This is a genomic window from Xanthobacter wiegelii (assembly GCF_043193855.2).
Lineage (GTDB): Bacteria > Pseudomonadota > Alphaproteobacteria > Rhizobiales > Xanthobacteraceae > Xanthobacter > Xanthobacter flavus_A.
Map to the genome: position 1 here is coordinate 3,564,575 of NZ_CM195529.1, position 26,760 is coordinate 3,591,334.

Below are 26,760 nucleotides of genomic sequence, written 5' to 3' on the forward strand. Positions count from 1 at the left end.
GCACAGCCGTGAGCGTGAAATTGGTGACCGAGTCCCAGATGGTGCTCGGCACGACGCCGAGAGCCGACCAGTCGCCGCCACCCGCGATGAGCAGGGTCGTGATGGCCAGAAGCCCACCGAACCTGAAGAGCGCGGTCGGCTTGCGCGCACGGGCGCATGGACCGGAGCCGGCCGACCAGGCGCACCGCCTGGAAGGCGAACAGGAGGGCGCTGCCGGTGAGGAAGGTGAGGTAGGGAATCCCAGAGCGGCACGGATCGAAGGGCCCTGCCTCGGCCTCCACGGCCATGCGCTGGCGGAGGCCGCGGTGTTCGCGGAAGACGCGCCGGGCAGCATCCGCCTCGGCCTCTGATTCCCCGCCGCCCGGAGCCTCAGGCGCGCGTGAACACCCAGCGCCCGTCCGCGACGCCCTGCGCCAGCGCGCCCTTGAACACCAGATGGCGCAGGTGCGCCAGCGCCTCGCTGAGGCCGAAGCCGGTCTGCTCCAGAGGCAGCGGGCGGAACAGCACCTCCAGCGTGTCCATGGCGGTGCGCGGGGTGGCGCAGAAGTCGATCAGGCGGGCGAGCCGCTCCTCGTGGTGCGCCTTGAGGACGGCGATGCGGGCATGCAGGCCGTCGAACGGCTCGCCGTGGGAGGGCAGCACGTGCGTGCCCGCGGGCAGCGCCTCGAACGTCTCCAGCGACCGCAGGAAGGCGCAAAGGTTGTCGGCGCCCGGATCGGAGGGCTGCACGCCGATATGGGGCGAGATGTGGCCGAGGATCTGGTCCGCCGCGATCAGCAGGTCGCGCTCCGCGGAATGGAGGCAGATCATCTCCGGCGCGTGGCCCTCGCCGATCATCACCCGCCACTCGGTGCCCGCCATCTTCAGCACGTCGCCCGCGGCGACCCGCAGGTAGCGGCGCGGCAGCGGGCCCACCCATTTCGGGTACAGCATGCCGCGCTTCGGCAGGTACTCCAGGAATTCCTGCGGCGCGCCGGCGCGCCGGCAATGGGCGACCAGCGCGGCCATCTCCTCGGCCGGGTCCTCCTTCAGCAGCAGGTTCGCCTGCAGCCATTCGGTGCGGCTCATATGGAGATCGGCGCCGGTGATCCCGTGGAGCCAGCCCGCGAGGCCGATATGGTCCGGGTGGAAATGGGTGACGAGGAGGCGCTCCACCGGCGCGCCGCCGAGCCGGGGATCGGCGAGCACGCGGGTGAAGATGTCGCGGGTGGGCGCGTCGTCCACGCCCGAATCGATCAGCGTCCAGCCGTCCGCGCCGGAGAGCAGCCAGGCGCTCACCTCGCGCGGCGGGAAGGGCAGGGGCACCCGCACCCTGAGGATGCCCGGAGCGACCTCGCTGAGCTCGGGCGCCTCCACCTGCGTCGAAACCGTCATCGTCGTCCCGCCTCTTCGCGCCGCCTCGGCCAAGGGGCGGTCATGACGCCCGCCTGAGATACATCCGTTGCCGGGCAAAATGCCCATTCGGGCCGGCGAGGCAATGGCAAAGTCGCATCGCGCCGCCAGCTCTCACCGCGTCCAGGTGGCAAAGCGCCCGCCGCTGCGCGCCAGCTCGACCAGCAGCGGCGCCGGCTCGGACCCCGCGCCGCCCGCCGCGTGGGCCGCCTCCATTTCCGCGAGCACGGCGGCAAGGCCCATCTCGTCGGCGGCGAACATGGGCCCGCCCTTGAGGCGCGGGAAGCCATAGCCGTTGACGAAGGCGAGGTCGATGTCGGACGCCCGCAGAGCGATGCCCTCGCCGAGCGCCTTCGCGCCCTCATTGGCCATCACCGCGAGAAGCCGGCGCTGGATCTGCCCGGCGGTGAAGGCGCGCGGCGCGATGCCGGCCGCGCGCCGGGCGGCGGCGACCGCCTCGGCGACGGCCGGATCGGCGGACTTGCCGCCCGCCGCGTCGTAGGCGTACCAGCCGGCGCCGGTCTTGCGGCCGAGCCGGCCCGCCTCCACCAGAGCGTCGGCGATGACGACGTAGCGCTCCGCCGGATCGCGGGTCGCCGCGCGGCGCTTCCTCATGGCATGGCCGATGTCGAGCCCCGACATGTCGGAGACCGCGAAGACGCCCATGGCGAAGCCGTAGGCCTCCAGCGCCGCGTCCACCTCCTCCGGCGTGGCGCCGTCCTCCACCATATATTCCGCGTGGCGGCGGTAGACCGCATAGATGCGGTTGCCGATGAAGCCGTCGCAATTGCCGGCCACCACCGGCTGCTTGCCCATCCGCTTCGCCAGCGCCAGGGCCGTGGCGAGCACGTCCGGCGCGGTCGCCTTCCCGCGCACCACTTCCAGCAGCTTCATGACGTTGGCGGGGGCGAAGAAGTGCAGGCCCACCACGTCCTGCGGGCGGGAGGTCGCGGCGGCGATGGCGTCGAGGTCGAGATAGGAGGTGTTGCTCGCCAGCACCGCGCCGGGCTTGGCCACCGCGTCGAGGCGGCCGAAGATGTCGGCCTTCACCGCCATGTCCTCGAACGCCGCCTCGACGACGAGATCGGCGTCCGCGAGCGCCTGCCAATCGCTGGTGGCGGTGATTGCGGCGAGTCGCTTGTCGGCCTCCGCCTGGGACAGGCGGCCGCTCTTCACGGGCCGCTCATAGAGCCCGCGCACCCGCGCGAGGCCGGCCTCGGCCGCCGCGGCGTCGCGCTCCACCAGCGTCACGGGGAGCCCCGCATCCGCCAGCGCCACGGCGATGCCGGCGCCCATGGTGCCGGCGCCGATCACCGCCGCCTGCTTGAGCACGCGCGCCGCCGCGCCTTCGAGGCCGGGCACCTTGCCGGCCTCGCGCTCGGCGAAGAACAGGTGGCGCAGCGCCTTCGCCTCAAGGCTCTCGCGCAGCGCGAGGAAGGTGGCGCGCTCGTCGGCGAGGCCCGCCGCGAAGGCCGTGCCGCGGGCGGCGCGCACCACGCGCACCGCCTCGGCGATGGCCGGAAGGCCCTTGGCGCCCTTCAGCGCCGCCGCGGCGGCGGCCTCCTCGCGGGCGGCGTCGCCCTCGGGCACCGCGCGCTCGGACAGGCGCCGCTTGGCGGCCTGCGGCGCGCGGGCGACGGCGACGGCGATCAGGTCGCCGTCCACCACCTCGTCCAGCAGGCCGAGGCCGAGCGCGTCCTGCGCCTTGAGGATGCGCCCCTCGCAGACGAGGGCGATGGCGTCGGCGATGCCGACGAGGCGCGCGATGCGCTGCGTGCCGCCGGCGCCGGGGATGATGCCGAGCCGCGTCTCGGTGAGGCCCACCAGGGCCTTGGGGCTGGCGATCCTCAGGTCGCAGGCGAGCGCGACCTCGCAGCCGCCGCCGAGCGCCGCGCCGTCGATGGCCGCCACGACGGGCTTGTCCAGCGCGTCGATGGCCGCGATCACGTCGGGCAGGAGCGGGTCGTCCGGCGGCAGGCTCATCTCGCGGATGTCGGCGCCGGCGATGAAGCGCCCCGGGCCGCCGCTCAGCACGATGGCGCTGACGCCGGGGTCAGCCCCGAGCGCGCCCACGGCGTCGCGCAGGCCCTGCCGCACGCCCTTGGACAGGGCGTTGACCGGCGCATGGTCGATCACCACCACGCCGACCGGGCCGTGCCGCTCGACCCGGACGGGAGAGGTCGCCGCGTCCATGGCTCAGACCCGCTCGATGAGGGCGGCGATGCCCTGGCCGACGCCGATGCACATGGTGGCGACCGCGCGCTTCTGGCCGCGCGCCTCCAGCGCGCTCACCGCCGTCATGGCGAGCCGCGCGCCGGACATGCCGAGGGGATGGCCGAGGGCGATGGCGCCGCCGTGCGGGTTCACGTGCTCCGCATCGTCCGGCAAGCCGAGCTGGCGCAGCACGGCGAGCGCCTGGGCGGCAAACGCCTCGTTGAGCTCGATCACGTCGATGTCGGCGAGGGCGAGACGGTTCTTCTCCAGGAGCTTTCTGGTCGCCGGCGCCGGGCCGATGCCCATGATGCGCGGCGGCACCCCCGCCTGCACCACCGACACCATGCGGGCGCGCGGCGTGAGGCCATACTTGCGGGCCGCCGCCGCCGAGGCGAGGATCAGCGCGCCCGCCCCGTCATTGACGCCGGAGGCGTTGCCGGCGGTCACGGTGCCGCCCTCCTTGCGGAACGGCGCCCTGAGGGCGGCGAGCTGCTCCAGGGTGGTGTCGCGCGGGTGCTCGTCCTTCTCCACGCGGACGAGCGCGCCCTTCTTGCCCTTGATCTCGACCGGAGCGATCTCCCGGTCGAAGAAGCCGCTGTCCTGCGCCGCGCGGGTGCGCTGCTGGGAGCGATAGGCGAACAGGTCCTGGTCGGCGCGCGAGACCTGGAAGTCCTCGGCCACGTTCTCGCCGGTCTCGGGCATGGAATCGACGCCGTACTGCGCCTTCATCAGCGGGTTCACGAAGCGCCAGCCGATGGTGGTGTCGAAGATCTCCGCCTGGCGCGCGAACGCTTCCGCCGCCTTGCCCATGACGAAGGGCGCGCGGGTCATGCTCTCCACGCCGCCGGCGATCACGAGGTCGGCGTCGCCGGTCATGATCGCCCGCGCGCCGATGCCCACCGCGTCGAGCCCCGAGCCGCACAGGCGGTTCACCGTGGTGCCGGGGGCGCTGGCCGGCAGTCCGGCGAGCAGCGCGGCCATGCGCGCCACGTTGCGGTTGTCCTCTCCCGCCTGGTTGGCGCAGCCGAACACCACGTCGTCCAGCGCCTCCCAGTCGACGCCCGCATTGCGCTCCATCAGGACGCGGATGGGATGGGCGGCGAGATCGTCCGTCCGCACGTCCTTCAGCACGCCCGCATAGCGGCCGATGGGCGTGCGCGCGAAATCGCAGATATAGGCGTCGTTCATCGCGTCCTCCGTGCGCAGGCGGGCGCCGCGCGCTCAGTTCTTGATCTTCTGCAGCAGTTCGCGGGCGATGATGAGCTGCTGGATCTGGGTGGTGCCCTCATAAAGGCGGAACAGCCGCACGTCTCGGAAGAAACGCTCAACGGCATATTCCGACATGTAGCCGGCACCGCCGTGGATCTGCACCGCGCGGTCGGCGACCCGGCCCACCATCTCGGAAGCGAACATCTTGCAGGCCGAGGCCTCGATGGTGACGTTCTCGCCGGCATCGCGCCGGCGCGCGGCATCGAGCACCATGGAGCGGGCGGCGTAGGTCTCCGCATAGCTGTCCGCGAGCAGCGCCTGCACCAGCTGGAACTCGGCGATGGGCCGGCCGAACTGCTGGCGCTCGCATGCATAGGCGGCGCTCAGCTCGATGAGCCGCGTCGCCGCGCCCACGCAGACGGCGGAGATGTGCAGACGCCCCTTGTCGAGCACCCGCATGGCGACCCTGAAGCCCTGGCCCTCGGCGCCGACGAGCGCATCGGCGGGGACGACGCAGTCCTCGAACATCACGTCGCTGGTGTGGGCGCCGCGCTGGCCCATCTTGCGATCCCACGGGCCGAGCGAGAGGCCCAGCGCCTCGCGCTCCACAAGGAAGCAGGAGATGCCGCCCGCTCCCGGCGTGTCGGAGGTGCGCGCCATGACGGTATAGAGCCCGGCCTCGGGGGCGTTGGTGATGTATCGCTTGGTGCCGTTGATGACCCAGCTGCCGTCGGCGCGCCGCACCGCCCGGGTGCGCAGGGACGCGGCGTCCGACCCGGCATCGGGCTCGGTCAGGGCGAAGGACGAGACAAGCTCGCCGCTGGCGAGGCGCGGCAGGTAGCGCTGGCGCTGCGCCTCGGTGCCCGCGAGCACGATCGCCTGGGAGCCGATGCCGATATTGGTCCCAACCGCCGAGCGGAAGGCGGGCGCGGCGCGACAGAGCTCCATGACGATCTCCACCTCCTCGGCCATGCCGAGGCCGAGGCCGCCCCACTCCTGCGGGATCGACAGGCCGAACAGTCCGAGCTCGCGCATCTGCGAAAGGATGGCCGGATCGATGACGTCGCTCTCCGCCACCGCCGGCTCGGCCGGGATCAGCCGCTCGTCCACGAAGCGGCGGACGGTGTCCTTGAGCAGGGTGAAGGTTTCATGATCCAGCGCCACCGGTACCCTCCCCGAGATGCCGCGCTTGCTCGCATGCGCGCCGACCGGCGTGCACGACAATTCGGGCCGGACACCCCGTTCTCCATCTCCGCGCGAGCCGCCGATCCAGCGACAAAGCGCGTGGATCTGCACGGATCTCGCTCCGGCCGGAAGGGGTATCGGAGTTTCCCCGACAAGTCCAGATTCTAATCCATTATGCGGAACGCATTTTTATTTTCTTGATTTCGATCCCGGCCGGATTATCAGTTTGTCAGCGCGCCGCCCCAGCCGGAAGGATGCTCCGTGTCTCTCAAGAAGCTGATCGACCCCGCCTCCATCGCCATCGTCGGCGTCTCCACCAAGAAGGCCACGTTCCAGGTGGGCGGGCGCGCGATCTTCGATCACCTGCGGCTGCACGGCTACGACCAGCGCATCGATCTGGTGACCCGCGAGAAGGCGGTGATCGATGGCGTCGAGACCGTCACCAGCCTCCGCGAGTTGTCCCATGTTCCGGACTGCGTGGTGATCTCGGTGCCGGCCGACGACGTCTACGCCACGGTGGAAGAGGCGCTCGGCCTCGGGGTGCGGGCGTTCGTGGTCATCACCGGCGGGTTCTCGGAATCCGGCGAGGAGGGCGCCGCCAAGCAGGCGCGCCTCGCCGCGCTGGTGCGCAGCCACGGCGCGGCCATGCTTGGACCGAACACCACCGGCTTCGTCAATCTCGGCCGGCGCGTCGCCCTGAGCTCCACCAGCCGCATCACCGCCAGCCTGCCGCGCCCGGGCGTGGTGGGCCTCGTGGTGCAGAGCGGGGCGCTCGGCAGCGCGCTGATGGAGGAGGCCGAGCGCGCCGGCATCGGCCTCAGCCACGTCATCTCCACGGGAAACGAGGCGGCGACCGGCCTCGCGGACTTCGTGCAGTTCCTGGTCGACGACCCGGCGACGCGCGCCATCGCGCTCTATGTGGAGGGCATCCGCGAGAGCGGCCGGCTGCTGGCGGCCGCGCGCAGCGCCCATGCCGCCGGCAAGCCGGTGGCGCTCTACAAGGCTGGCCGCTCGGAGGCAGGCAGGCGCACCGCCGCCGGCCATACCGGCGCGCTGGTCGGCGAGCGCGGCGCCTACGAGGCGGCGGTGCGCCAGCTCGGCTGGGTGGATGTCGCCGCCATCGAGGACCTGCTGCCGGTGGCGCAATATGTGGCGACCGCCTGCGCCACCCGCAGCCTTGGCATCCTCACCGTTTCCGGCGGCTATGGCGGCTGCGTCGCCGACGCGCTGGAGAGCAGCGGCGCCGTGTCCCTTCCCGCGCCCGGGGAGGCCACCGTGGCGCGCATGCGGGCCGACATCCCGGCGTTCCTGTCCACCAGGAACCCAGTGGACATCGCCGGCACGCCGTTCCGCCGTCCCGAGGGCTTCGCCACCTGCCTCGACGCCTTCGCGGACGATCCCGCCTTCGACGGCATCGCGGTCGCCAATACCCCCATCGTGCCGCCCTGGGCGGAGAACGTGGCCGATGCGATGATCGCCGCCAGCCGGCGCACCGGCAAGCCGATCTCGCTGGTCTCGCCCGCGGAGATCTTCAACGGCGCCGCGCTCGGGCGGCTGCGGCGCGAGGGCGTGCCGGTCTTCACCCGCATCGACACCTTCGTGGCGGCGGTGGCCGGTGCGGCGGTGGCCGACGCGGCGCGGCGCGCGCCCCCCCGCCTGCTGCGCGAGGGTCCGGCCGAGGGCCGGGAGCTGCGCCTCGACGGCGTGCCGGTCGCCCTCAGCGAGGCGGCCAGCAAGGACCTGCTGAAGGCCCGCGGCCTCGCCTTTCCGCGCGAGGCGTTCGTGCCCGGCGCAGACGGTGCGGCGGTCCTCGCCGCCGCCCGCGAGGTGGGCTATCCGGTGACGCTGAAAGGCATGGCCGCCGGGGTGGTCCACAAGTCCGAGCTCGGCCTCGTGGCCGTGGCGGTGCCCGACGAGGCGGCGCTCAAGGCGAGGATCGCGGCGATGCTGGACAGCATCAAGACGCATGCCCTCACGCTTGAAGGCTTCCTCCTCGCCGAGACGGTGCGGCCCCAGGCGGAGGTGATCCTTGGCCTAGGCCTGGACCCGGAGTTCGGCCCCACCCTCACCTTCGGTGCCGGCGGCATCTACACCGAGATCATGCGGGACGTGGCGGTGCGCATCCTGCCGCTGGACCCCCAGGAGATCGCCGCCATGATTCGCAGCTGCCGGATCGCGGCGCTGCTCGAAGGCGCGCGCGGCCGGCCGGCGCTCGACGTGGAGGCGCTGACCGACCTTGCGGTCGCCGTCGCTGACCTCGCGCCCGGCCTCGGCCACGACTTTGCGGGCCTGGAGCTCAACCCGGTGGGCGTGGGACGCGCCGGCGAGGGCGCGTGGATCCTCGACGCCACCGTGTTCCGCATGGGCGCGCCGTCGTGAGCGCGCCGGGCAAGAGGCGCGAGAAGCGCATCGCCGCAAAGGATGCCGGCGCCCTGATCGCGCGCACACTCGCCGACGGGGACCTCCTCGCCATCGGCGGCTTGTTCAAGCAGGGCCGCCCCTTGGCCCTGGTGCGCGAGGTGATCCGGCTCGGCCGCAAGAAGCTCAAGCTCGTCTCCTCGCCCGGCTCCGGCTTCGACGTGGACCTGCTGATCGCTGCGGGCTGCGTGGCGGAGACGTTCCTGCCGGCGGTGACGCTGGAGGACCGCATGTGCCCCGCCTTCCGCGGCGCCGTGGAGGCGGGCACCGTCACCGCCCACTGCGTCGACGCGCTGTCTATCGTCGGCGGGCTCCTGGCGGCGGCGAACGGCGTGCCGTTCCAGCCAGTGGCGGCCTGGAAGGGCTCGGACGTGCCGAAGCACAATCCGCTCGTCGCCCCAATCACCTGCCCGTTCACCGGCGAAGCGCTCTACGCCACCCGCGCCATCCGCCCCAAGCTCGCTTTGCTCCATGCCCAGGAGGCCGACGCCTACGGCAACGTGCGCCACCTCGCCACCATGACCTATGCGGACCAGCTCATCGCCCGCGCCGCCGAGACGGTGATCGTGAGCGTCGACCGCATCGTCCCGCCGGATGAGATCATCGCGCGCCCGCGCGAGACCTCCATCCCCTGCATCTATGTGGACGCGGTGGTGGAGATCCCCTACGGCGCCCACCCCACCGGCAGCTTCCCGCTCTACTCCATCGACGAGGCCTATATCGAGCACTATGCCGACCTCGCCGAGGCCGCCCGGCGCGGCGCCGACGGCGCGCGGGAAAGGCTCGCCGACTACATCGCGGCTCACGTGCGCGCGCCGGCGCGCCAGGAGGACTATCTCGCTCTCGCCGACGGCACCGCCCGAATGCGCGCGCTCGAGGAGGAGGCCGCATCCCTATGACCACCGACTGCGCGCCGGCCGAGCTCCAGGCCGTCTATCTCTCCCGCGACCTTGAGGATGGCGAGCTCGGCGCTGCCGGGGCGTCGGCGGCCATTCCCATGGCGGCGATCCTGCTCGCCCGCCTCACCCATGCGCCGAACATTCAGATCGCCGGCGAGATGTTCGTCAATCCGCGGCCCAGAAAGCTGTGGAACTCCATGCTGGACGACCGGGCGCTCGGGGCGTGCGAGGCCTCGGAGACGTTCCTGGAACTGTTCGGCCACTCCCATCGCGGCCTCGACTTCTTCTTCCACAACGGCATGCAGGTGGACGCGCACGGCAACATCAACCTGCATTTCGTGGGCGGCACCATCGACAAGCCGAAGATGCGCGGGCCGGGTGCCGCCAACATCTCCTATGCCGCCATGTCGCGGCGCTTTTACATCTGCACAACCGCGCACTCGCCCCGCACCTTCGTGGAGAAGGTGGACTTCGTCACCTCCCCCGGCTTCCTTGACGGGCCGAAAAGCGTCAAGGCGGCCGGCCTGAAGGGCGGCCCCCGCTTCTGCATCACGCCGCTGGCGGTGATGGACTTCAACCCGCAGACCCTGCGCATGCGCCTGAAGTCGGTGCATGCCTGGAGCTCGGTGGACGAGGTGGCGGCGAAGACCGGCTTCGCGCTCGAAGTGCCGGCCGAGGTGCCGGAGACGCCCGCGCCCACCGCGCGCGAGCTGGAGCTGCTGCGCGGCATCGTGGACCCCGACGGCCTGCTGCGGAACTGAGCGCCGCCCCGGCCTCAGGAGGCGCGGGCGCGCAGGGCGAGCGCGGCGTCGAGCGCCGCGTCGTGCTCGGCGCTGCCATGGGCGGCCGCCTGCATGGCGGCGGCGGCGCCGAGGAAGTCCTGAAGATGGGTGCGCTCCGCCATGCGCAGAAGGCGCTTGGTCATGCGGATCGCCGGCGCGGGCTTGGCGGCGATCTCGCCGGCGAGCGCGAGCGCGCGCGGCAGAAGCTCCTCCTCTGGCACCACGTCGAGCACCAGGCCGAGGCGCAGCGCCTCCGCGGCATCGATGGGCCGGCCGCGGAAGCTGATCTCGCACGCCCGCTGGTAACCCACATGGCGCACCAGGAACCAGCCGCCGCCGTCTCCGGAGACGATGCCGAGATTGACGAACACCTCGCCGAACAGCGCCGTGCCCGAGGCGAGGCGCATGTCGCACATGAGGCTCAAGTCGCAGCCCGCGCCCATGGCCGGCCCGTTCACCGCGGCAATGGTGGGGATGTCGAGCCGCTGCATGATCTGCGGGATCTGCTGCACGCCCGACAGGTAGGCCTCGGCGATCTCCACCGCCGGCCCCGCGAACATGCCGGCCTTCGCCCGCATGTCCTTCACGTTGCCCCCGGCGGAGAACACCGGCCCCGCGCCGGTGATCACCAGGACGCGGACGGCGCCGTCCTGCTCCACCTCCCTGAGCCGCGCCACCAGGGCATCGAGCATGTGGCGGTCGGAGAGCGGATTGCGCCGCGCGGGATCGTTCAGGGTCAGGAGCGCGACGCCGTCGGGCCGGCGATCCAGCAGGACCTCATCGGACATCGGAAACCTCCGGGACACCGGGATGGGCCGCCACGTTGCCGTCCAGCAGGCGGCGCTCGATCTCGCGGGCGATCTGCACGAGGCGCTGGCCGATCTTGCGCTGCTTCCAGCCAGGCAGGTGCCGGGCCGGGGCGCCGCAGGCGAGCGCGTAGACCGGCGAGCCGCCGGGGAAGACCAGCGGCACGGCCACGCCGTTGATGTCGGTGTTCCAGCTCGCGGACGCGGTGGTGAAGCCCTGCTCGGCCACCTCGCGCCGCCCGGTCTCGATGCTGGCGAGCAGGGTGTCCCAGCGCTTGGCGTGGCGCTCGCGCAGCAGGCCGAGGAGATACTGGAGCTCGTTCTCGGCCAGCGGCGCGATCAGGGCATGTCCGGTGGCGGTGCCTGCCAGCGGGATGCGCGAGCCCACTTCCAGGCGCAGGGTCATGAGCGTGTTGAGGGAGTGGCACACCTCGAGCTCGATCACGTCGAGGCGGTCGCGCGCGGCGAGGGAGGCATGGACCGCGAAGGTGTCCGCCAGCTCCTTCAGGTAGGGCCGCACCAGGTCGCCGAGGCTGAACGGCTCGCGCGCGGCGAATCCCAGCGCCAGCACCGCCGTGCCGATGCGGAACTGCCGCCGGCGTGGCGAATAGTGCAGATAGCCGAGGCCGGCCAGCGCCTGGAGCAGACGCGACGTGGTGGGCTTGGGCAGGCCCACCTTCTCCGCCACCTCCATGCCGCTGAGCCAGACCGACTGGGTGGTGCCGAACGCCTCGAGCACGATGAGCCCGCGCGCCAGCGCGTTCACGAAGTCGCGGTCCTGCGCGATCACCCCGCGCTGGCGGCGGCGGCGCACCATGTCGCGCGGGGCCGGGGCGGCCCGGTCTTCGGCGGTGCTTTCGTCGATCTGGTCATCCATGGAAAGGTCAGTCGCCCCAGAAGCTCGCGCCCAGTTGATCCATGCGGTGGCCGATCTCGCTCGACATGGCCATCAGCTCCGGTCCCAGCTCGTCCTGGAACCGCGCCGGATCGAGATCGCGCCGCCGCGTGCCGCAATTGAGCGCCAGGATGGTTTCGCCGCGGTCGAGCCACACCGGCGCGCCCACCGCATATATCTCCCGGCGCCAGTCGCCGAAGGAGACCGAGAAGCCACGCCGGTCCACCTCGGCGATGGCCTCGCGCAGGCCATCCTCCATCGCGTCGGCGGAGGGGCCAGCCGCGGCGCGGATGGCCTGCATGTGGGCCTCGCGTGCCGGCGGCGGCAGCGCCCACATATAGGCCCGCCCCATGGCCGACTGGGCGATGGGCACCAGGGCGCCGATATGCAGGCGCATGGTGATGGTCTCGGGACCCGAGCAATAATGCAGATAGATCATGTCCGGACCGTTGCCGATGCCGAGCGCGACCGACATTTCGTGCTTGTCGGCCATGGCCTGCATCAGCGGCTCGGCCACCTGGCGCACCGAGAGCGTGCGCAGCACCGTGTAGCCGAGCGTGGAGACCTTGTCGCCGAGGTGGTACTGGGCGTGCGGCCCCACCTGCCGCAGATAGCCCATGGCGCACAGCGTGTAGGCGAGCCGCGCCACGGTCGCCTTGGGCAGCCCGGTGCGCTCGGCGATCTCCTTGTTGCCGAGCGGCGCGTCGATGGCGCGGAAAGCCCGCAATATGGCGAGCCCGCGCGCCAGCGAGACGACCTCGGTGGTCTTGTCCTTGGATGGCGCCATGATCCTTCCCACGCTCGCACCCTCAAGCCGGATTCGCCTACGCCGAATCCGGCTCTCTCAATAAGTTAGAGAGCGAACCACAGTCCACGTGGAAGCGCCTCGCGCTTCCGGAGCGACCAATCGCACTCTAAGTCCCGGTCCAGACCGGCGCGCGCTTCTCGGCGAAGGCGCGCGGGCCCTCCTGAGCGTCGCGGCTGTCATAGACGGAGCGATAGATCTGCTTGGCCTCGGCAAGGCCGGCGTCGCAGCCCAGGCTCATGGCATTGAGCAACGACTGCTTGCCCGCCGCCACCGAGAGCGGAGCGTTGGCGACGATGATGCGCGCCAGCGTCCGTGCCCGCTCCAGCGCCGCTTCTGCCGTCGGCTCCACATAATTGACGAAGCCGATGGCGTGCAGGCGTTCGATCGTCTGGGGCTCGCCGGTGAGGACCATCTCCATCACCAGCGGCTGCGGCATCTGCCAGAGGAGCGGCACCGCCCAGGGCGAGCCGCGCCCGCGCTTCACCTCGGTGATCCCGCCGCTGGTGCCGGCGACGCCGATGCGGATGTCGGCGTTGAGCGAGAGCATGAAGCCGCCTGCGGCGAAGTGGCCGGTCATGGCGGCGATGATAGGCGCGCGCACGCGGCGCATGCGCTCGTGAAACGGGTCGCGAATTATCTGCAGTACGTCGCCGCCCTTGGCACCGATGCTGCTCGCCTCCTTCAGGTCCATGCCGGCGCAGAACGTGCCGCAGGGCGCGGCGGTGAGGATCACGGCGCGGATCTCGGGGCGCCGGTCTACCTCCTCCCACAGGTCGAAGAGCCTCTCGGCGGCAGCGACCGACAGGGCGTTGCGCCGCTCCGGGCGGTTCAGGGTGATGGTGGCGAGGCCGTCTGCGGCCTCGAATTGCACGATCTCGTCGGGATGCATCACCGATTCCGTTCCTTGCCGAATGATGGCACGGCGATCAGGCTACATCAAAAACTCACTGTGCGGAACGTATTTTCAAAATGTAATTGTACCTTCCTCCGATCTGTGTCACGTTCATAAGTATCGGGACGATGAGGGCCCGGCCCGGCGCGTTCGTGCGCGCCGCCGGCGTTCATCCCGTGACCGCCGGCGCGACCCGGCGTGCGACAAGAAAAACTTTGGAGGAACGACATGCGGGGACACTTCTCTCGCGCTATTGGGCTTCTCATGGGCCGCCGGCGCGGCCGCGGCCGCGCGTCGGCCCTCTTCTGCGGCGGCGCCTTCGCGGCGCTGCTGGCGCTGCCGGCCGGGGCGGAGACGCTCACGCTCGGCGCCACCAACGCCACGTCGAGCCACTACCAGGTGGCCGTGGGCATGGCGCAGGCCATCGAGAAGGGAAATCCGGGCACCACGGTCACGGTGGTGGAGACCGGGGCCAGCGTCGACAACGTGCGCCGGCTGGCGCGGGGCGAGATCGACCTCGGCCTCGTGGCGGGCGACGTCTTTGTGCAGGCGAAGAACGGCACCGGCCAGTTCGAGGGCAAGCCGGTGGCCGACCTCGTGGCGCTCTACCCCTATGACGATTCCATCATCAACATCGCGGTGCGCGTCGACAGCGGCATCACCGACCTCAACGGGCTGACGGGCAAGAACTTCACGCCCGGCATTCGCGGCAGCGGCGGCGAGCTGCTCGTCACCCAGAGCTTCAACCTGCTTGGCATCAAGCCGCGCTACATCTACGGCACCGTGAACGACGCCATCGAGGGCGTCGGCAACAACCAGCTCGTGGGCTACTCCAAGTACGCCGCCGCCTCGCGCGTCGACGCGACTCTGCGCGAGCTGATGACCAAGGTGGACATGCGCATCCTGGGCTTCACCAAGGAGCAGCAGGAGAAGGTGCTCGCCAAGATCCCGGGCGTGAGCTTCGTCACCATCCCGGTCGGCTTCATCAAGGACAACCCGGCCTTCGCCACGCCCTCGGTGCCGATCGTCTATGCCACGCGTTTGTCGCTGATGAACGATGCGACCGCGAAGAAGATCGCCCACGCCATCGACCAGAACCGGCAGATCCTCATCAGCGTGTGGCCGCAGCTGAAGGACTACGACTTCAAGAAGTCGCTGCTCGAGACGGTCGAGATCGGCATCGCCGTCCATCCCGGCGCGCTCGCCCACTGGAAGTCGGCGCAATAATTCCTTCGGCTGCGAACGTCAGAGGCGCTCAGATGGCAGACGGCACCACCGACAGCTGGCTCGGCAAGAGCACGGCGTTCTCCTTGCGGATCATCCTCATCGGATTCGCGCTGTTCCAGCTCTACACCTCGTTCGCGGGGATGATGGAGCCGCTGGTCCAGCGGGGCCTGTTCCTCGGGCTCGGGCTCGGGTCGGTGTTCCTGCTCTCGGCCGTCGAGGGCGGGAGCAAGGGCGCGCGCCGCATCCTCGACATCGTGCTGGCGCTCGCGGGCTACTACGTCTGCTTCCACGTGGCGCTCAACAACCAGCGCCTGTCCGACTTCATGGGCGAGTTGAGCACGCTCGACCTCGCGCTCGGCTTCATCGCGCTGGCCCTGGTGCTGGAGGCGGCGCGCAGGACCATCGGCTGGTTCCTGCCGCTGCTCGCGCTCACCGGGCTACTCTATTTCTATCTGGGCAGCGCCTATGTGAGCGGGCCGTGGCAGCCGCCGCGCGTCTCCACCCTGACGCTGATCGAGACCACCTACGCCTCCACCGAGACCATCTTCGGCTACATGGTCGACATGGGCACCCGGGTGATCGCGGTGTTCATCATCTTCGGCGCGCTGCTGCTCAGCACTGGGGCGACGGAGATCTTCATCAAGCTCGCCACCCTGATCGCCGGCCGCAGCTGGGGCGGCCAGGCGAAGGTGTGCACCGCCTCCTCCGCCCTGTTCGGGACGGTGACCGGATCGGCGGTGGCGAACGTGATGGCGCTCGGCCCCATCACCATCCCCACCATGCACCGGGCGGGCTACACCAAGAGCTACGCCGCCGCCATCGAGGCGGTGGCGTCGGCGGGCGGGCAGATCATGCCGCCGGTGATGGGGGCGGGCGCCTTCATCATGGCGGAGATGCTGGACATTCCCTATTCCAGCGTGGTCGGCGCCGCCCTCATCCCGGCCATCCTCTACTTCCTCACCATCTGGTTCAGCGTCGGATTCCGCGCGCGCAAGATGAACATCCGCCCGCTCGACCGCTCGGAGATGCCGTCGGCGCGCGAGCTGCTCGACCCCTACACCGCCTTGCCCATGTATCTGCCGGTTGGCGTCCTCATCGGCATGCTCGCCATGGACCTCACCCCCACCCTCGCGGGCGCGACGGCGGTGGCGATGCTGGTCGTCACCCAAGTGATCCTGCGCGGCGCGAAATGCTTGGCCGAGGGCCGCGCTCATGAGCTCGGCGCCACCTACAGCGAGTATCTGGGCCAGGTGCTGGAAGGCCTCTACGACGCCGGCCGGGCCATCGCTATGATCGCGGTGCTGCTCGCCTGCGCGGCGATTGTGGTGAAGGTGCTCACCGCCACCGGGGTGGGTGTGAAGGTGTCGAGCCTCATCCTGTCGCTGTCGGGCGAGAACCTCGTCTTCGTGCTGATCCTCACCGCGGTGCTCGCCATCCTTCTCGGCATGGACGTGCCCACCACCGCCTCCTACATCCTGGCGGCGGCGGTGGCGGCGCCCATCGTCATCAAGCTCGGCGTCGCCCCGCTCAACGCCCACCTGTTCATCTTCTATTTCGCGATCCTGTCCGCCATCACGCCGCCGGTCTGCGCGAGCGTGTTCGCGGCTGCTTCGATAGCGAAAGTGAACTTCTGGAAGGTGGGCGGGCATGCGGTGGTGCTGGCCATCGGGCTCTACCTGATCCCGTTCCTCTTCATCTTCCGCACCGGGGTGCTGATGGAGGGCTCGTGGCTGCAGATCGCCTATGACACGGGCATCACCTCCATCGCGATCATCGCCATCACGGCGGCCTCCACGGGCTACTTCTTCGGCCCGCTCAACTGGCCGCTGCGGATCTTCGTCTATGGCGCGGCGGCGCTGCTGTTCTATCCGGCGGCCTGGAGCGACATCGTCGGCCTGATCATGATCGCGGCGCTGGCAGGGGTGAGCCACTTTCGCGAGCCGCGATCGGCCGGCGCCGCACAGCGGCAGCCCGCGGATCTGAAGCTTTAGCTTCGGCCGCGCCTGCGCCGCGGCCCTGGCCCCCCGCACCGTCGATCGAAATCCTTGCGCCCGGATCGTCCCGCGATCCGGGCGCAAGCTGTTTCGGGCCACAAAAGACGCGCCGCCGCGCGCGGGCGCCCGGCGAGGCGTCCGGCGCTTCGCGATGGCCGTCGTGGTTTTCAGGAAGATCAGCACGCCGCCGCACCGGAACATATCCCGGTCGACAAGGCGGCAATGGCGCGAGCGCCGGCGGGACCTAAGCCTTGTACCGGCGCGCGGCGCGGGCGCGGCGCTCCAGCCACCAGCCGAACGGCTTCGGCCAGTGCGCCCAGCCGCCGTCCTCAACAAGCGTGGCGGCGGCGTGGAGCGCCCAGTTCGGATCGGCGAGCATCGCGCGGCCGATGGCGACGAGGTCCGCATCCTCGCGCGTCAGAACCGCCTCGGCCTCGGCCGCATCGGCGATGCCGCCGACCGCGATCACGCAGGCGCCGGTCGCCCGCCTGAGCTGGCTCGCGAACGGCACCTGGAAGCCTGGGCCGCGGGGCACCATCATCTGGCCGCTCGGCAGGATCATGCCGCCCGAGGAGCAGTCCACCAGGTCGACGCCGGCGGCGATCAACGCCTTCACCAGCACCTGGGAATCCTCCAGCGACCAGCCGATGCCGATCCCGTCCACCGACGAGATTCGGCAGGCGAGCGGCTTGTGCGCCGGCCAGGCCGCCCGCACGCCCTCCACCACTTCGAGAGGAAATCGCATGCGCCCCTCGATCGCCCCGCCGTACGCGTCGGCGCGGGTGTTGGAGAGGGGCGACAGGAAGCTGTGGAGGAGATAGCCGTGGGCCATGTGGATCTCGATGAGGTCCACGCCCGCCGTATCGGCGCGCCGGGCCGCAGCCGCGTAGGCGGCCACGAGCGGGGCCATGTCGGATGGCGCCATCGCGCGCGGAACATGGCCGCCGGGAGCCGCGGGCGCATCGGTCGGCCCGAGCACCGCCCCGCCGGCCTCCGGCGCGAGCGGCCGGAACCCCTCCCACGGCGCGGACGTCGCCGCCTTGCGGCCTGCATGCTGGAGCTGCACGCCGAGCGCCGCGCCGCAGGCGTGGACCGCTTCCGCGAGGCCGCGCAGGGCGTGTTCCTGCGCACCGTCCCAGAGCCCGAGATCGAGGTCGGTCGAGCGCCCCTCCGGGGTCACGGCGGTGGCCTCCGCCACCACCAGCCCGGCGCCGCCGAGGGCGAAGCGCGCGAGATGCGCCTGGTGCCAGGCCGTCGCGCGCGCCTCGGGCGCGCTGTAGGTCTGCATGGGCGAGACCACCACGCGGTTCTTCAGCGTGAGGCCGCGCAGGCCGAGGGGCTGGAACAGACGCGCCATCTCAGCCCGGGTTCTGGTGCATGGCCTTGGCGATGATGGTGCGCTGGATCTGCGAGGTGCCGCCGCCGATGGTGCTCTGCATGCCTTCGCGGAAATAGCGCTCCATGTCCGAGTCCGGCAGCATGGAGTGCCCGCCGAGGATCTGCATGCCCATGCGCGAGACATTCTGCAGCGTCTCGGATGCGAACAGCTTGCCCATGGCCACCTCCTTGGCGCACGGCTCGTGCCGTGAGGCGAGCTCGGCGCCGCGGTAGACCAGGAGCCGGGCGGCATCCACCTGGGTCTGCATGTCGGCGAGCATGTGGCGGATCACCTGGAAATCGAAGATCGGCCGGTCGAACTGCTCGCGCTCGTGGGCATAGGCGAGCGCGTCGCTCACCGCGGTCTGGGCATTGCCCACATAGGCGGCGGACACCGCGATGCGCTCCAACTCCAGATGATCGGTGATGATCTCCCATCCCTGCCCCTCGTGACCGAGCAGGTTGGCGGCGGGCACCCGCGCGTCGTCGAGGAAGATCTCCGTGGTGCCGGTGGCGCGGCGCGCCAGAGTCGGCAGCCGGCGGATGTCGACGCCCGCCGTGTCGTTGGGCACCAGCAGCACCGAGAGCCCGCGGTGCTTGGCGGTCTCCGGGTCGGTGCGCACCAGCATCTGGATGGTCACGTTCTGCGCCGCCGCGCCGCTGCACCAGAGCTTCTGGCCCTTGATGACGTAGCTCTCGCCGTCGCGTCGGGCGCGGGTGCGAGTGCTGGCAGCGTCCGAGCCGGCCGAGGGCTCGGAGATGGAGATGGAGAAGCGCCGCGCGCCGGACATGAAGGGTTCGAGATAGTCCGCCTTCTGGGCGTCGTTGCCGAACTTCACGATGTTCATGGCGGTGAAGGTGGGCACCAGCACCGCAGTCGCGAAGTCGAAGCCGAACTTGCCGAGCCCCTCGCACATGAGCGCGTAGTCGAAGATGTCGCCGCCGTAGCCGCCGTGATCCTCCGGGATCAGCAGGCGCAGCCAGCCTTCCTTGGCGATCTTCTCATAGCCTTCGTAAGGGTAGGCGCGCGCCTCGTCCTGGGTGCGGATGTATTCGCGCGTGATCTCCTTCTCCATGAAGCGGTCGACGGTGTCGTGCCAGGCGCTCTGTTCGCTGTTGAGGAAGTTCATTGGGCCGCAGGCTCCGCAAGGGTGAAGGGGTCGTTCGAGGGCGGCAGCAGGCGCGCGCCCAAGATGAGCAGGCTGAACTCGCAGCGCATGACTTTTTCCCGGCGCTGGTTCGCGCCGACGAGCTCGAGCGTGGCAACGCCGGCGCCTCCGTCCTTCTCGCGCAGGTCGATGATCTCGGAGCGCGCCCACAGGGTGTCGCCGATGAAGGTGGGCTTGAGGAATCGCAGCCGGTCCACGCCGTAGAACGCGTCCACCACGCTCGAATCGAAGGGCAGGAGCGCGTTGACGATGGAGAAGACGAGCGAGCCCTGAACCACCCGCCGGCCGAAGCGCGCGGTCTTGGCGAACTCCTCGTTGGCGTGGATCTCCAGCCAGTTGCCGGTGAGCATGCAGAAGTTGACCACGTCGGTCTCGGTCAGCGTGCGCCCGCGCGAGACCTTGGACTGGCCGACCTTCAATTCGGGAAACGGCTGATCGATCATCGCTCCTGCTCTTCCTTCCTGGTCACCGGCCCTGCCAGACGGGCACGCGCCCCTCGGCGAAGGCGCTCGGCCCTTCCTGTGCATCGGCGCTGGCATAGACCGCGCGGTGAAGCTCGGCGCCGCGCGCGAGCCCGCCCGCGCAGCCGAGGTCCATGCCGGCGGCGAGCGTTGCCTTGGCGGCGCGCACGGAGAGCGGCGCGTTCCGGGCGATCTGGCCGGCGAGGGCGAGGGCGCGCGCCAGCACCACCTCCGGCGTCGCCTCGAGATGGTTGACGAAGCCGTGGCGCCACAGCTCCTCCACGGGCAAAGGCGCGCCGGTGAGCATCATCTCGCTCAGCACCGGCTGCGGCAGCATCCACAGCAGCGGCACGGCCCAGGAGGTGCCCCGGCCGAACCGCACCTCGGAGATGGCGGCGCGCGATCCGGCGAGGCCAACGCGGATGTCGGCGCCCATGGCGAGCAGCATGCCGGCGCCGCTGAAATGGCCGTTGAGCGCCGCCACCACCGGCTGGCGGACTGCGCGCAGGCGCTCCTGGAACGGATCGGCGATGCGTGCGAGGAGGTCCGCGCCCTCGGCCCGCGCCGCGGCCATCTCCTTGAGATCCATGCCGGCGCAGAAGGTGCCGCACGGGGCGGCGGCGAGCACGACGGCGCGGATCGCCTGGTCCGCGTCGATGCGGGCCCACGCGGCGGTGAGCGCGTTCGCCATGGACGCGGTGAGGGCGTTGCGCCGCGCCGGCCGGTTCAGGGTGACACGCGCGATGCCGTCGGCGACGGCCAGTTCCACCTCATCCGCCTGCATGGCGCGGCGCCTTCCTCCAGGGCGGGCCCGATGGCGGGCCGGAGCGCTCGGGGCGCCCTTCTCTGGCGACGACCTTAGTGCCTGCCCGGCGGGCGGGTCAAACAAAAATCCATCTTGCGGAACTGATTTTCGAAATACACTTGACTTTACGCCCCGCAGCGACGCACCCTCTGCATCGATCCGGACCCTGCGGGACCCGGCGCGCCTCGGCGCGCCCCGGCCTATGGCGTTGCGGAAGAATGATTTCTTTGGGAGAGGCGCGCATGAGGCGTTCGCTGAGGCTCGGGGCCGGTTCCGGCTTCTGGGGAGATGCCTTCGACCCTGCGGTCGAGCTGCTGGAGCGGGGGACGCTCGACTATCTCTCCATGGACTATCTCGCCGAGCTGACCATGGCGCTGCTCCAGCGCCAGCGCCTGAAGGACCCGGAGACGGGGTACATTCCCGATCTTCCCGCGCACCTTTCCGTTCTTCTTCCTCTCGCCCGCAAGAGCGGCACCCGCATCGTCTGCAACGGCGGCGGCGCCAACCCGCGCGCGGCCGGCGAGCGCATCCGCTCGCTCGCCCGCGAGCTCGGGCTGAACGGCCTGCGCATCGGCGTGATCGAAGGCGACGACGTGCTCGACCGGCTGGACGAGCTGATCGAGAGCGGCACCGACCTCACCAACATCGACACCGGCGAGACCAACTTCGCCGCCATCCGCAACCGCGTGGTGGCCGCCAACGTCTATACCGACAGCTCCGGCATCGTGGAGGCGCTCGCCCAGGGGGCGGACGTGGTGATCGCCGGCCGGGTCTCCGACAACGCGCTCTATGTGGGCCCGCTGATGCACGAGTTCGGCTGGAGCTACGGCGCGGCCGACACCGACCGCATCGCCGCCGCCATCACCATCGGCCACGTGGTGGAGTGCGCCGCCGCCGCCACCGGCGGCATGTCCTCCCGCTTCGACGAGATGCCCAACATGGGCAGGGTCGGCTTTCCCATCGTCGAGTTCGACGGCGACGGCACCGCGGTCATCACCAAGCTCGACCAGACCGGCGGACGCGTGGACCCGTTCACCGTCAAGGAGCACCTCGTCTACGAGATCGGCGATCCGCGCCGCTACCTCATGCCGGACGGCGTCGCCGACTTCACTCGCGTGCGGCTGGAGGAGATCGGGCCGGACCGCGTCCGGCTCTCCCACATGGGCGGCGGCCCGCGCCCGGAAACCCTCAAGCTGGTGGTGGGCTACGAGGACGGCTGGATCGGCGAGGGCATGATGTTCTTCCCCTGGCCCGACGCGCTGGGGCGCGCCGAGAAGGCGAAGCAGACCCTCGGCGAGCGCTTCGAGCGCCTGAAGCTGAAGGCCGACGCGGTGCAGTTCGACCTCGTGGGCGTCAACATGCTGCACGGGCCGGCCTCCCCCATGCCGGATTACGAGCCGGCGGAGATCGGCCTGCGCGTCGCGGTCCACACCGCCACCCGCCAGGAGGCGGAGAAGGTGCGCCGGGCCTGCGCGCAGCTCTGGATCATGGGGCCGGGCGGCACCTCCTTCGGCACGCCCATGAAGCCGCGCCCGGTCTACGGCGTGTGGCCCACCCTCGTGCCGCAGTCCGTGGTGACGCAGCGCGTCTCGCTCCTGGAGGCCTGAGCCATGCAGCTTCTTCGCGACTTCGCCTATGTGCGCTCCGGCGACAAGGGCGACGTGGTCTCGGTGGGGGTCATCGCCCGCACGCCGCAGGATTATCCCGTGCTCCTGGCGAGCCTCACGCCCGAGCGGGTCAAGGCGCTGTTCGGCGACTGGGTCCAGGGCGACGTGGAGACCTATCCCATGGACAATATCGAGGCCGTGGTCGTGATCATGCGCCGGGCGCTCGGCGGCGGGGCGACGCGCACACTGCGCCTCGACCAGACCGGCAAGGCCATGGGCAACGGCCTGCTGCGCCTTCCGGCCGTGCTGCCGCCCGCCGGATCGGAGGCCGCCTGAATGGCGGCCCTGCCGGACACTCCCGCCCAAGACCCCGAGCAAGAGCCGGCGCAAGCGGTTCCCCCCGACAACGCCGAGGCCTTCCGCCTCCAGTGCGCGGCGATCGAGGAGGCCGCGCGGCTCGCCGCGGCGGGCGGGCCGGCCGAGGCGGTGGCGCGCCACAAGGAGCGCGGCAAGCTGACCGCGCGCGAGCGCATCTCGCTCCTGCTCGACCCGGCGACCCCGTTCCTGGAGATCGGCCGGCTCGCTGCCCACGGCGTCTATGACGAGCCGGTCCCGGCGGCGGGCATCGTCACCGGCGTCGGCAGCGTCGGCGGGCGCCTCGTCATGATCATGGCGAACGACGCCACGGTGAAGGGCGGCACCTATTATCCCCTCACGGTGAAGAAGCAGATCCGCGCCCAGCAGGTGGCGCGGGAGAATGCCCTGCCCTGCGTCTACCTGGTGGATTCGGGCGGCGCCTTCCTGCCGCACCAGGAGGACATCTTCCCCGACGCGCACCATTTCGGCGCCATCTTCCGCAACATCGCCGAGATGTCCGCGCTGGGCCTGCCGCAGATCGCGGCCGTCATGGGCTCGTGCACCGCCGGCGGCGCCTACATCCCCGCCATGGCGGACGAGACGGTGATCGTGCGCGGCACCGGCACCATCTTCCTCGGCGGCCCGCAGCTGGTGCAGGCGGCGACCGGGGTTGTGGTGGAAGCCGAGACCCTCGGCGGGGCCGACGTGCACACCCGCCGCAGCGCGGTGGCCGACCATCTGGCCGAGGACGACGTGGAGGCGCTGTTCCTGGTGCGCGCCATCCTCGCCCGCGCCCCGGCGCCGCCTTTGCCCGGCCCGGACCTTCCGCCCGAGCCGCCGCTGAGCCCGGCCTCGGAGATCGCCGGCCTGATCCCGGCGAGCCCGCGCCAGCGCCTGCCCGCCCGCGAGATCCTCGCCCGCCTCATCGACGGCGGCCGGCTCGACGAGTACCGCGCGCGCTATGCCCGCACCATCATCTGCGGCACCGCCGCCATCGAGGGCTACCGCGTCGGCGTGCTCATGAACGACGGCGTGCTCTATGCCGAGAGCGCGCAGAAGGCGGCGAACTTCATCGAGCTGTGCTGCCAGCGCGGCGTGCCGCTGCTGTTCCTGCACAACATCAGCGGCTTCATGGTGGGCGAGGAATACGAGGCGGGCGGCATCGCCCGACACGGCGCGAAGCTGGTGAATGCGGTGGCGACCGCCGCGGTGCCGAAACTCAGCCTGCTGGTGGGCGGCAGCTACGGCGCCGGCAACTACGCCATGTGCGGGCGCGCCTTCGGCCCGCGCCTCATGGCCATGTGGCCCAATGCGCGCACCTCGGTGATGGGCGGCGAGCAGGCCGCGACCGTGCTCGGCCTGGTGCGCGAGGGCCAGCTGGCCAAGGCGGGGCGGACCTTCGACGCGGAGGAGCGGGCGCGCTTCGAGGCCCCCATCCGCGCCGCCTACGAGCGATCGAGCCACCCGCTCCACGCCGCCGCCCGCCTGTGGGTGGACGCGGTGATCGAGCCGGAGGAGACGCGCGCCTTCCTCGCCCTCGCCCTCGCCATGGCGAAAGGCGGCCCGAAGGGGGAGACCCGCTTCGGCGTGTTCCGGATGTAGCCATGATCGGCAAGCTCCTGATCGCCAACCGCGGCGAGATCGCCCGGCGCATCGCCCGCACCTGCGCGCGGCTCTCCATCCCCTATGTGGCGGTCTATTCCGACGCCGACCGCGGCGCGCCCCACCTGGAGGGGGCGGCGGACCTGGTGCGCATCGGCCCGGCACCGGCGGCGCGCTCCTATCTCGACGGGGCGGCGCTGATCCGCGCCGCGCGCGAGCGGGGTGCCGACGCGATCCATCCCGGCGTCGGTTTCCTCTCGGAGAATGCGGACTTCGCCGCCGCGGTGGAGGCGGCGGGGCTGATCTTCGTCGGGCCGCGGCCCGACACCATCGCCGCGCTCGGCGACAAGGGGCGGGCGAAGGCGCTCATGGCCGAGGCCGGCGTGCCGGTGGTGCCCGGCTCGGCCGCGGCCTCCGACGACGTGGAGGAGGTGGAGCGGCTGATCGCGGCGACCGGCTATCCCGCCTTGCTGAAGCCCGCCGCGGGCGGGGGCGGCAAGGGCATGCAGGTGGTCACGAAGCCGGGCGCCCGCGCCGAGATCGCCTCGGCGATCCGCACCGCACGCTCCAGCTTCGGCGACGGGCGCCTGCTGGTGGAGCGCCTGATCGAGCGGCCGCGCCATGTGGAGGTGCAGGTGTTCGGCGACGGCGCGGGCGGCGCGGTGCACCTGTTCGACCGGGAATGCTCGCTCCAGCGCCGCCACCAGAAGGTGATCGAGGAAGCCCCCGCCTCCACCCTGCCGGACGCCCTCAGGGCGCGCCTCGCGCAGGCGGCGGTCGCCGGCGCGCGGGCCGTGACCTACCGCAATGCCGGCACGTTCGAGTTCATCGTCGGCGCCGATGGGGCATTCTACTATCTGGAGGTCAACACGCGCCTCCAGGTGGAGCATCCGGTGACGGAGGCGATCACCGGCCTCGACCTCGTGGAATGGCAATTGCGCCTCGCCTCGGGCGCGCCGCTACCGCTCGCCCAGGAGCAGATCCACGCGCGCGGCCATGCCATCGAGTGCCGGCTCTATGCGGAGGACCCGGCCGCGGGCTTCCGGCCGGCGCCGGGACGCGTCACGCACCTCGCCTGGCCCTCCGGGGCGCGCATCGACAGCGCGGTCGAGGCTGGAAGCCCCGTGCCGCCCCACTACGATCCCATGATCGCGAAGATCATCGTCCATGGCGACGACCGGCGGCAGACACTGGCGCGCATGCGCGCGGCCCTCGCCGAGACCGCGGTGATGGGGGTCGCGACCAATCTCGGCTTCCTCGCGGCGCTCGCGGCGCGGCCGGAGGTGGCGGCCGGAACGGCGCACACCCGCCTCATCGACGAGGTTCTGCCCGAGCTCCTCGGCGCGGCCGCGCCCGGCGCGCTAGCCGCGGTGGCCGGCGCCGCCGTCGTGCTCGACGCCATGCCGGAGGGAAGCGGGCCGGCCTCGCCCTGGCAGGCGAGCGCGGCGCCCTATGGCCGGCACGCGCTGGCGCAGGGCGCGCCGCTCGGCGCGATGGTCCTGGAAATCGCCGGGGCACGCGCCGCCGTGCGGGTCCTTTCCGCCCGGCGCGGCGCCGTGACGGTGGAGGCCGAGACCGCCGGGATGCGGCTGACCGCGACGGTCGAGGGCGGGCGCGGTTCCGGCGGCCTCCTCGAAGGCATGCTCGACGGCCGGCGCTGGCGCGCGCTGGTGCTGCCCGATGCGGTGGAGGTGATCATCGACGGCGCGCGCGCGGAGGTCTCGCGCCGGGTGCGCGGCGGCCCGGACGAGGCGGAGGCGACCGACTGGGCCAGCGCCGAGATTCCCGGCCTCGTGGTCGCGGTCGCGGCCAAGGCGGGCGAACGGGTGGCCCGCGGCGACGTGCTGGCGGTGATCGAGGCGATGAAGTTCGAGAACCCCGTCACCGCCCCGCGGGACGGCATCGTCGCCGAGATCGTCTGCCGGGTCGGCGAGCAGGTGGAGGCGGGGCAGAGGCTGGTGCGCCTCGCCCTGTGAGCGCCGGCCTCAGGCTGGCATCCGGAAGTCGAGGAAGCTCCGGGTGGGGAAATCGTAGAGCCGCCCGGTGTCCTCGCACGCCGGCAGGCACAACGGTACGATGGCGGCGGCGGCCTCCTCCGCGGTCGGTAGCGTGCGCGGGTCGTCGAGCGACAAATCCGCCACGATCCGCTTCAGCTGGACACCTCCAATAACTGCATTCGTCGCGGTGACTGCCCGCGCCAATGCGGGTGCGCCAGGTGTGGACGGGATGACCTTCGGACAGATCGAGGCGGCGGATATAGACGCGTGGCTGGCGAGCTTGCGCGAGGACCTCGTCTCGAAGTCCTACCAGCCTGATCCAGTGCGGCGGGTGATGATCCCAAAGCCTGGCGGCGGCGAACGTCCGCTTGGCATCCCGACGATCCGGGACCGGGTGGTTCAGGCCGCAGCCAAGATCGTGCTGGAGCCGATCTTCGAGGCGGACTTCGAGGACGGTGCCTACGGCTATCGGCCGCGTCGGAGCGCGATCGATGCCGTCAAGGAAACGCACCGGCTGCTATGCCGGGGCTATACCAGGGCTATACCGACGTCGTCGATGCCGACTTGTCGAAGTATTTCGACACGATCCCGCACGCGGACCTCCTCCGATCGGTGGCCCGCCGTGTCCTCGACCGGAATGTGCTGCGGCTGATCAAGCTGTGGC

At 71.1% G+C, this 26,760-nt stretch carries 24 protein-coding genes; 11 read left to right on the forward strand and 13 right to left on the reverse strand.

Annotated elements, in window-relative coordinates; all coding sequences use genetic code 11:
* The first annotated feature begins 8 nt into the window (after positions 1–8).
* The gene (locus V5F63_RS16590) at positions 9–350 is read left to right on the forward strand and encodes a hypothetical protein (RefSeq protein ID WP_394100839.1); all 342 of its coding nucleotides are present in this window, start codon (positions 9–11) and stop codon (positions 348–350) included.
* Between the two features lie 19 nt (positions 351–369).
* On the opposite strand, the gene V5F63_RS16595 is transcribed toward V5F63_RS16590, so the two are convergent.
* From V5F63_RS16595 to V5F63_RS16610, 4 genes are all read right to left on the reverse strand, one after another.
* The gene (locus tag V5F63_RS16595; protein WP_281805186.1) at positions 370–1,374 is read right to left on the reverse strand and encodes an MBL fold metallo-hydrolase; all 1,005 of its coding nucleotides are present in this window, start codon (positions 1,372–1,374) and stop codon (positions 370–372) included.
* Positions 1,375–1,506: 132 nt separating this feature from the next.
* The gene (locus tag V5F63_RS16600) at positions 1,507–3,585 is read right to left on the reverse strand and encodes a 3-hydroxyacyl-CoA dehydrogenase NAD-binding domain-containing protein (protein ID WP_281805188.1); all 2,079 of its coding nucleotides are present in this window, start codon (positions 3,583–3,585) and stop codon (positions 1,507–1,509) included.
* Positions 3,586–3,588: 3 nt separating this feature from the next.
* The gene (pcaF, locus tag V5F63_RS16605) at positions 3,589–4,794 is read right to left on the reverse strand and encodes a 3-oxoadipyl-CoA thiolase (RefSeq protein ID WP_281805190.1); all 1,206 of its coding nucleotides are present in this window, start codon (positions 4,792–4,794) and stop codon (positions 3,589–3,591) included.
* 33 nt (positions 4,795–4,827) lie between these two features.
* The gene (locus V5F63_RS16610; RefSeq protein WP_281805192.1) at positions 4,828–5,979 is read right to left on the reverse strand and encodes an acyl-CoA dehydrogenase family protein; all 1,152 of its coding nucleotides are present in this window, start codon (positions 5,977–5,979) and stop codon (positions 4,828–4,830) included.
* Positions 5,980–6,261: 282 nt separating this feature from the next.
* Between V5F63_RS16610 and V5F63_RS16615 the strand changes: the two genes are divergently transcribed.
* From V5F63_RS16615 to V5F63_RS16625, 3 genes are read left to right on the forward strand one after another with little or no spacing between them, the layout of a single operon-like run.
* A complete protein-coding gene (locus V5F63_RS16615; protein ID WP_281805194.1) occupies positions 6,262–8,379 on the forward strand; it encodes an acetate--CoA ligase family protein in 2,118 nt (705 codons plus the stop codon).
* Positions 8,376–9,317: a CoA transferase subunit A gene (locus V5F63_RS16620; RefSeq protein WP_281805196.1), complete on the forward strand. Its 942-nt coding sequence runs from the start codon at positions 8,376–8,378 to the stop codon at positions 9,315–9,317. The genes V5F63_RS16615 and V5F63_RS16620 overlap by 4 nt, the downstream gene beginning before the upstream one ends.
* On the forward strand, positions 9,314–10,078 hold the full coding sequence (locus V5F63_RS16625) for a CoA-transferase subunit beta (RefSeq protein ID WP_281805198.1): 765 nt from the start codon (positions 9,314–9,316) through the stop codon (positions 10,076–10,078). The genes V5F63_RS16620 and V5F63_RS16625 overlap by 4 nt, the downstream gene beginning before the upstream one ends.
* Positions 10,079–10,092: 14 nt before the next feature.
* On the opposite strand, the gene V5F63_RS16630 is transcribed toward V5F63_RS16625, so the two are convergent.
* The 4 genes from V5F63_RS16630 to V5F63_RS16645 form a co-directional block, all read right to left on the reverse strand.
* Positions 10,093–10,887 (reverse strand): enoyl-CoA hydratase-related protein, encoded by a 795-nt coding sequence (locus V5F63_RS16630; protein ID WP_281805200.1) that lies wholly within the window; start codon positions 10,885–10,887, stop codon positions 10,093–10,095.
* Positions 10,877–11,782 (reverse strand): IclR family transcriptional regulator, encoded by a 906-nt coding sequence (locus V5F63_RS16635; RefSeq protein ID WP_281805203.1) that lies wholly within the window; start codon positions 11,780–11,782, stop codon positions 10,877–10,879. Before V5F63_RS16635 ends, V5F63_RS16630 begins: the two co-directional genes overlap by 11 nt.
* Positions 11,783–11,789: 7 nt before the next feature.
* Complete coding sequence (locus tag V5F63_RS16640) at positions 11,790–12,587, reverse strand: IclR family transcriptional regulator (RefSeq protein WP_281805205.1); 798 nt, start codon at positions 12,585–12,587, stop codon at positions 11,790–11,792.
* A 127-nt stretch (positions 12,588–12,714) separates the two neighbouring features.
* Positions 12,715–13,497 carry an enoyl-CoA hydratase/isomerase family protein gene (locus V5F63_RS16645; protein WP_281806378.1) on the reverse strand — a complete coding sequence of 261 codons (783 nt, stop codon included), beginning with the start codon at positions 13,495–13,497 and terminating at the stop codon, positions 12,715–12,717.
* Between the two features lie 231 nt (positions 13,498–13,728).
* Between V5F63_RS16645 and V5F63_RS16650 the strand changes: the two genes are divergently transcribed.
* Both V5F63_RS16650 and V5F63_RS16655 read left to right on the forward strand, forming a co-directional pair.
* Complete coding sequence (locus tag V5F63_RS16650) at positions 13,729–14,727, forward strand: TAXI family TRAP transporter solute-binding subunit (RefSeq protein WP_393976602.1); 999 nt, start codon at positions 13,729–13,731, stop codon at positions 14,725–14,727.
* A 32-nt stretch (positions 14,728–14,759) separates the two neighbouring features.
* Complete coding sequence (locus V5F63_RS16655; protein ID WP_281805209.1) at positions 14,760–16,718, forward strand: TRAP transporter permease; 1,959 nt, start codon at positions 14,760–14,762, stop codon at positions 16,716–16,718.
* A gap of 247 nt (positions 16,719–16,965) precedes the next feature.
* Here the strand turns inward: V5F63_RS16655 and V5F63_RS16660 are convergent, their stop codons facing one another.
* From V5F63_RS16660 to V5F63_RS16675, 4 genes are read right to left on the reverse strand one after another with little or no spacing between them, the layout of a single operon-like run.
* Complete coding sequence (locus tag V5F63_RS16660) at positions 16,966–18,078, reverse strand: NADH:flavin oxidoreductase/NADH oxidase (protein ID WP_281805211.1); 1,113 nt, start codon at positions 18,076–18,078, stop codon at positions 16,966–16,968.
* Position 18,079: 1 nt separating this feature from the next.
* The gene (locus tag V5F63_RS16665) at positions 18,080–19,228 is read right to left on the reverse strand and encodes an acyl-CoA dehydrogenase family protein (protein WP_281805213.1); all 1,149 of its coding nucleotides are present in this window, start codon (positions 19,226–19,228) and stop codon (positions 18,080–18,082) included.
* Complete coding sequence (locus tag V5F63_RS16670) at positions 19,225–19,710, reverse strand: MaoC/PaaZ C-terminal domain-containing protein (protein ID WP_281805215.1); 486 nt, start codon at positions 19,708–19,710, stop codon at positions 19,225–19,227. The genes V5F63_RS16665 and V5F63_RS16670 overlap by 4 nt, the downstream gene beginning before the upstream one ends.
* Positions 19,711–19,732: 22 nt before the next feature.
* The gene (locus V5F63_RS16675; RefSeq protein WP_281805217.1) at positions 19,733–20,512 is read right to left on the reverse strand and encodes an enoyl-CoA hydratase/isomerase family protein; all 780 of its coding nucleotides are present in this window, start codon (positions 20,510–20,512) and stop codon (positions 19,733–19,735) included.
* A gap of 263 nt (positions 20,513–20,775) precedes the next feature.
* On the opposite strand from V5F63_RS16675, the gene V5F63_RS16680 reads away from it, so the two are divergent.
* The 4 genes from V5F63_RS16680 to V5F63_RS16695 are packed head-to-tail and all read left to right on the forward strand — an operon-like array spanning position 20,776 to position 26,075.
* On the forward strand, positions 20,776–22,140 hold the full coding sequence (locus tag V5F63_RS16680) for an acyclic terpene utilization AtuA family protein (protein WP_281805218.1): 1,365 nt from the start codon (positions 20,776–20,778) through the stop codon (positions 22,138–22,140).
* A 3-nt stretch (positions 22,141–22,143) separates the two neighbouring features.
* Positions 22,144–22,476 (forward strand): AtuA-related protein, encoded by a 333-nt coding sequence (locus V5F63_RS16685; protein WP_281805220.1) that lies wholly within the window; start codon positions 22,144–22,146, stop codon positions 22,474–22,476.
* A complete protein-coding gene (locus tag V5F63_RS16690) occupies positions 22,477–24,099 on the forward strand; it encodes a carboxyl transferase domain-containing protein (protein ID WP_281805222.1) in 1,623 nt (540 codons plus the stop codon).
* Between the two features lie 2 nt (positions 24,100–24,101).
* Positions 24,102–26,075, forward strand: a complete 1,974-nt coding sequence (locus V5F63_RS16695) for an ATP-binding protein (RefSeq protein WP_281805224.1) — start codon at positions 24,102–24,104, stop codon at positions 26,073–26,075.
* 9 nt (positions 26,076–26,084) lie between these two features.
* Here the strand turns inward: V5F63_RS16695 and V5F63_RS16700 are convergent, their stop codons facing one another.
* Positions 26,085–26,240: a hypothetical protein gene (locus V5F63_RS16700; protein ID WP_281805226.1), complete on the reverse strand. Its 156-nt coding sequence runs from the start codon at positions 26,238–26,240 to the stop codon at positions 26,085–26,087.
* An 85-nt stretch (positions 26,241–26,325) separates the two neighbouring features.
* Here V5F63_RS16700 and V5F63_RS16705 point away from each other — a divergent pair, with 85 nt between their 5' ends.
* On the forward strand, positions 26,326–26,748 hold the full coding sequence (locus tag V5F63_RS16705) for a reverse transcriptase domain-containing protein (RefSeq protein ID WP_394016264.1): 423 nt from the start codon (positions 26,326–26,328) through the stop codon (positions 26,746–26,748).
* Positions 26,749–26,760: the final 12 nt, after the last annotated feature.

Bases quoted from the DNA above. Each gene is read 5' to 3' on its own strand.
- V5F63_RS16595 (WP_281805186.1), bottom strand. From the start codon at position 1,374: ATGACGGTTTCGACGCAGGTGGAGGCGCCCGAGCTCAGCGAGGTCGCT.
- V5F63_RS16600 (WP_281805188.1), bottom strand. From the start codon at position 3,585: ATGGACGCGGCGACCTCTCCCGTCCGGGTCGAGCGGCACGGCCCGGTC.
- pcaF (WP_281805190.1), bottom strand. From the start codon at position 4,794: ATGAACGACGCCTATATCTGCGATTTCGCGCGCACGCCCATCGGCCGC.
- V5F63_RS16625 (WP_281805198.1), top strand. From the start codon at position 9,314: ATGACCACCGACTGCGCGCCGGCCGAGCTCCAGGCCGTCTATCTCTCC.
- V5F63_RS16630 (WP_281805200.1), bottom strand. From the start codon at position 10,887: ATGTCCGATGAGGTCCTGCTGGATCGCCGGCCCGACGGCGTCGCGCTC.
- V5F63_RS16635 (WP_281805203.1), bottom strand. From the start codon at position 11,782: ATGGATGACCAGATCGACGAAAGCACCGCCGAAGACCGGGCCGCCCCG.
- V5F63_RS16640 (WP_281805205.1), bottom strand. From the start codon at position 12,587: ATGGCGCCATCCAAGGACAAGACCACCGAGGTCGTCTCGCTGGCGCGC.
- V5F63_RS16645 (WP_281806378.1), bottom strand. From the start codon at position 13,497: ATGCATCCCGACGAGATCGTGCAATTCGAGGCCGCAGACGGCCTCGCC.
- V5F63_RS16650 (WP_393976602.1), top strand. From the start codon at position 13,729: ATGCGGGGACACTTCTCTCGCGCTATTGGGCTTCTCATGGGCCGCCGG.
- V5F63_RS16655 (WP_281805209.1), top strand. From the start codon at position 14,760: ATGGCAGACGGCACCACCGACAGCTGGCTCGGCAAGAGCACGGCGTTC.
- V5F63_RS16660 (WP_281805211.1), bottom strand. From the start codon at position 18,078: ATGGCGCGTCTGTTCCAGCCCCTCGGCCTGCGCGGCCTCACGCTGAAG.
- V5F63_RS16665 (WP_281805213.1), bottom strand. From the start codon at position 19,228: ATGAACTTCCTCAACAGCGAACAGAGCGCCTGGCACGACACCGTCGAC.
- V5F63_RS16670 (WP_281805215.1), bottom strand. From the start codon at position 19,710: ATGATCGATCAGCCGTTTCCCGAATTGAAGGTCGGCCAGTCCAAGGTC.
- V5F63_RS16675 (WP_281805217.1), bottom strand. From the start codon at position 20,512: ATGCAGGCGGATGAGGTGGAACTGGCCGTCGCCGACGGCATCGCGCGT.
- V5F63_RS16680 (WP_281805218.1), top strand. From the start codon at position 20,776: ATGAGGCGTTCGCTGAGGCTCGGGGCCGGTTCCGGCTTCTGGGGAGAT.
- V5F63_RS16685 (WP_281805220.1), top strand. From the start codon at position 22,144: ATGCAGCTTCTTCGCGACTTCGCCTATGTGCGCTCCGGCGACAAGGGC.
- V5F63_RS16690 (WP_281805222.1), top strand. From the start codon at position 22,477: ATGGCGGCCCTGCCGGACACTCCCGCCCAAGACCCCGAGCAAGAGCCG.
- V5F63_RS16695 (WP_281805224.1), top strand. From the start codon at position 24,102: ATGATCGGCAAGCTCCTGATCGCCAACCGCGGCGAGATCGCCCGGCGC.
- V5F63_RS16705 (WP_394016264.1), top strand. From the start codon at position 26,326: ATGACCTTCGGACAGATCGAGGCGGCGGATATAGACGCGTGGCTGGCG.